Origin of the sequence: Streptococcus sp. 2106 (genome assembly GCF_013277315.1) — a bacterium.
GTDB lineage: Bacteria > Bacillota > Bacilli > Lactobacillales > Streptococcaceae > Streptococcus > Streptococcus pseudopneumoniae.
In genome coordinates, this window is sequence record NZ_VMMS01000029.1 from 47,581 (window position 1) to 52,355 (window position 4,775).

General features: G+C 38.3%; 1 protein-coding gene and 2 pseudogenes. All 3 read left to right on the forward strand.

Translation table 11 applies throughout. From position 1 onward, the window contains the following. Positions 1 to 352 precede the first annotated feature (352 nt). The gene (locus HT723_RS03780; RefSeq protein ID WP_000576348.1) at positions 353 to 580 is read left to right on the forward strand and encodes a hypothetical protein; all 228 of its coding nucleotides are present in this window, start codon (positions 353 to 355) and stop codon (positions 578 to 580) included. A gap of 287 nt (positions 581 to 867) precedes the next feature. Further along, positions 868 to 3,548 (forward strand): annotated as a pseudogene (locus HT723_RS03790) (sialidase domain-containing protein); the annotation flags it as partial. A gap of 213 nt (positions 3,549 to 3,761) precedes the next feature. Next, positions 3,762 to 4,304: pseudogene (locus tag HT723_RS11890) on the forward strand (sialidase); the annotation flags it as partial. Between the last annotated feature and the right edge of the window lie 471 nt (positions 4,305 to 4,775).

Below are 4,775 nucleotides of genomic sequence, written 5' to 3' on the forward strand. Positions count from 1 at the left end.
CAAAACAGTGTTTTGAGCATCATGCGGCTAGCTTCTTAGTTTGCTCTTTGATTTTCATTGAGTGTAAAAAACAGATGAGTCTCTGTTTTCTTTTTATGGACTATAAATGTTCATCTGAAACTACTTTCAAGGATATTATTATACAAAAGAGTTTCTTGAAACTAAAATCTATTATACTACACTGTATTGAAAGCGTTTTAGAAATGAGGTATAATAAATTTGCTAACACTTATAAAAAGTGATAGAATCTTATCTTTATGTATATTTAAAGATAGATTGCTGTAAAAATAGTAGCAGCTATGCGAAATGACAGATAGAGAGAAGGGATTGAAGCTTAGAAAAGGGGAATAATATGATATTTAAGGCATTCAAGACAAAAAAGCAGAGAAAAAGACAAATTGAACTACTTTTGACAGTTTTTTTCGACAGTTTTCTGATTGATTTATTTCTTCACTTATTTGGGATTGTCCCCTTTAAGCTGGATAAGATTCTGATTGTGAGCTTGATTATATTTCCCATTATTTCTACAAGTATTTATGCTTATGAAAAGCTATTTGAAAAAGTGTTCGATAAGGATTGAGCAGGAAGTATGGTGTAAATAGCATAAGCTGATGTCCATCATTTGCTTATAAAGAGATATTTTAGTTTAATTGCAGCGGTGTCCTGGTAGATAAACTAGATTGGCAGGAGTCTGATTGGAGAAAGGAGAGGGGAAATTTGGCACCAATTTGAGATAGTTTGTTTAGTTCATTTTTGTCATTTAAATGAACTGTAGTAAAAGAAAGTTAAGAAAAGACAAACTAAGTGCATTTTCTGGAGTAAATGTCTTATTTCAGAAATCGGGATATAGATATAGAGAGGAACAGTATGAATCGGAATGTTCAAGAACGTAAGTGTCGTTATAGTATTAGGAAACTATCGGTAGGAGCGGTTTCTATGATTGTGGGAGCAGTGGTGTTTGGAACGTCTCCTGTTTTAGCTCAAGAAGGGGCGAGTGAGCAACCTCTGGCAAATGAAACTCAACTTTCGGGGGGGGGGGGAGCTCAACCCTAACTGATACAGAAAAGAGCCAGCCTTCTGAGGAAGGAGAAAATATAACTCTTCCTGCAGAGCATGTAGAGTCTGTTTCAGAGACTGAACTTTCTGGCAATGATCAAGAACAAGAAAGGGAAGATAAGCAAGAAGAAAAAATTCCAAGAGATTACTATGCACGAGATTTGGAAAATGTCGAAACAGTGATAGAAAAAGATGACTTAGAGACGAATGATTCAAATGGAAAAAGAGTAGACTTGTCTGATGAATTAGAGAAAGTAAAGGGACTCCAAAATGCAACTGTTCATGTGGAGTTCAAACCGGCTGCTGATGGTCCTAGTTTTTACAATCTCTTTTCTGCTTCCAGTACAACTAAAGTAAATGAGTACTTTACAATGGCAATCAATAATGGGACAGCTTTGATAGAGGGACGTGGAGCTGATGGTAGTCAATTTTATGGAAGTTATACAGATGCGCCTTTGAAGATTAGACCAGGCAAGTATAATTCGGTTACTTTTACTGTTGAAAGACCAAAAAAGGATAGTCCAAATGGTCAGGTTCGTCTTTATGTGAATGGTGTATTATCTCGTACGAATAAAAAGTCAGGGAAATTCCTGGCAGACATGCCAGATGTGGATAAACTTCAGTTAGGTGCAACTAATAGAGCAGGAGAACTGAAGTGGGGCTCAAATCTCTCTATTCGTAATCTGACTGTATACAATCGTGCTTTAACTCCAGAGGAAGTCAAAAAACGTAGCCAGTTATTTGATGTGACAGATATTGAGCCGTCACTTCCTGAAGGGGCAGTCTTGACAGAGAAGCAAGAGTTGTTTATGAGCGGTGTCAATGGTAAGCCAAATAGTGAAGGAATTAAGAGTTATCGGATTCCAGCTTTGCTACGTACGGATAAAGGAACATTACTGGCAGGGGCAGATCAGCGTCGTCTCCACCATTCTGATTGGGGAGATATTGCTATGGTCGTTAGGAGAAGTGAGGATGGGGGAACTACTTGGCAGCCAACCTTAACCTTGACCAACTTGCGAGACAATCCAGAAGCAAAAGATCCGCAGGCACCATCTCCACTTAATATCGATATGGTCTTGGTTCAAGATCCTACCACAAAGAGAATTTTTTCAATCTACGATATGTTTCCAGAAGGTCGAGCTGTCTTTGGAATGCCAAACAAACCTCAAAAAGCTTATCAACAAGTTGGAGATAAGCACTATCAATTACTATATAAACAAGGGGAAAATCAAGCATATACTGTCCGAGAAAACGGAGAAGTATATGATGCAAATAATCAAAAAACAGATTATCGCGTTGTAGTGGATCCAAAAGAAGAAGCCTACAGAGATAAGGGTGACCTCTATAAAGGAGAAGAGCTTCTTGGGAATATCTACTTTGCTCCATCTGCTAAAAATCCATTTCGTGTAGCCTATACGAGCTATTTGTGGCTTTCTTATAGTGATGATGATGGGAAAACATGGTCGCAACCAAGAGATATTACACCATCAATTCGCCAAGATTGGATGAAATTTTTAGGAACAGGTCCAGGTACAGGAATTGTGCTTAGAACAGGAGAGCACAAGGGTCGTATCTTAGTTCCTACTTATACCACCAATGCTATCTCCCATCTAAGCGGATCCCAGTCTTCTCGTTTGATTTATTCAGATGACCATGGAGAAACATGGCAGGCTGGAGCTGCTGTCAATGATGATAGGACAGTAGGCGGAAGGAAAATTCATTCCTCAACTATGAATAATAGTCCTGCCCAAAATACAGAGTCAGTTGCTGTACAGTTAAATAATGGTGATGTGAAACTCTTTATGAGAGGATTAACGGGTGATTTACAGGTTGCCACAAGTAAAGATGGTGGGCAAACTTGGGACAAGGAAATCAAGAGATACAATCAGGTTAAAGATGTTTATGTCCAAATGGCTGCTATTCACACCATGCACGAAGGAAAAGAATACATCATTTTAACCAATTCAGGAGGACCTAAACGGACGAATGGAATGGCTCATTTGGCTCGTGTAGAGGACAACGGAGACTTGACTTGGTTACATCATAGACCAATTCAAAAAGGAGAGTTTGCCTATAATTCGCTCCAAGAATTAGGAAATGGGGAGTATGGTATCTTGTATGAACACACTGAAAAAGGACAAAATGACTATACCCTATCATTTAGAAAATTTAATTGGGACTTTTTAACAAAAGATCCGGTATATCCAACGAGTGTAACTATCAGGGACGTTCGTAAATTGGAAACAGAAGAAGAGGATGCAGAACAAGGTATCTTAGCTATGCAATTTGATTCTGAGGTACTAGTAAATTCTATTCCGACTTTGACTTTAGCGAATGGACACAAAGCTACCTTCTTGACCCAAGCAGATCAAAAAACTCTACTTTTCACCTTTAATAAAGAAGATGCAGGTCAAGAAATTACAGGTCTACTGGCCGGTAGAATTGACAGTATGCATGATTTACCAGTTACACTAGCTGGCAGTAGAATTCCTGAAGATGCGAAAGAAAATCCTGTCGAGACCATGAATACAGTAAGAGAAAATGTATCTGAGGAGATGACAGAAAGGAAGTCAGAGAAGGATAAATTATCTTTGGGGTCTTCAGATAGAATGGTAGCAAACTCTCCTCTTACTTCTTTTGCTCCTCGTTACCTCCAATCTTATGTAGGAGATGTTATTAAAACTGAGACTAAAGTTCCAATAACGACTGGTTGGAAGCAAGAAAATGGTGCGTGGTATTTTTATACATCTGCTGGTGAAGTGGTGAAAGGCTGGCATCAGGAAGCGGATAAATGGTACTACTTGAGTTCTACTGGTGCGATGGCAACTGGTTGGGTCAGAGATGGTAATCAATGGTATTATTTGAGTGAGAGTGGAACAATGTCTACTGGCTGGGTTGAATCCAGTGGTGTGTGGTACTATCTCAATGCTAACGGTTCAATGGCAACTGGTTGGGTCAGAGATGGTAACCAATGGTATTATTTGAGTGAGAGCGGAGCAATGTCTACTGGCTGGGTTGAATCCAGTGGTGTGTGGTACTATCTCAATGCTAATGGTTCAATGGCAACTGGTTGGATAAAAGATGGAGACCATTGGTACTATCAGGAATCATCTGGTGCAATGAAGGTAAATCAATGGTTCCAAGTTGGAGACAAATGGTACTATGTCAATGAAAGTGGAAGACTAGCGGTTAATACTATAGTAGATGGTTATAAAGTTAACTCCAATGGGGAGTGGGTCAACTACTAGAACCTTGGATGTTGATGAATAACTGAGACACGTTTTGTCCGTCATAGAGACTAAAAGTTTATTTAGATAGTTTTCGTAGAAATTTCTACTTTAAGAAAAAATCAATTTAGATGAGCTCTTATTGTCGGGTAAATGCCTTGCTAGTCGTAAATAAACTGTATATTTCCGACTTACTTAGGACTGGATACTACTAGTCGCAACTTAACAGTTCGCTTTAAGTGTTAAAATGCATATAGCTAGTTATTGGTTATATGCGTTTTTGTTCTTGATTATTTTATTTCTGTCTTGGAATATAGGTAAAATTATAGTAAAATAAAATTCTGTAAATCATGTTGGTAGATATACAGGAAGAAGAGTGTATTGTTGACAATACAGCACATAGAATCCAACATGTCCTTACACTCAAAAAATCAAAGAGCAAATTAGGATGCTAGCCGTAGCCTGCTCAAAATACCGTTTTGAGGTTGTAGA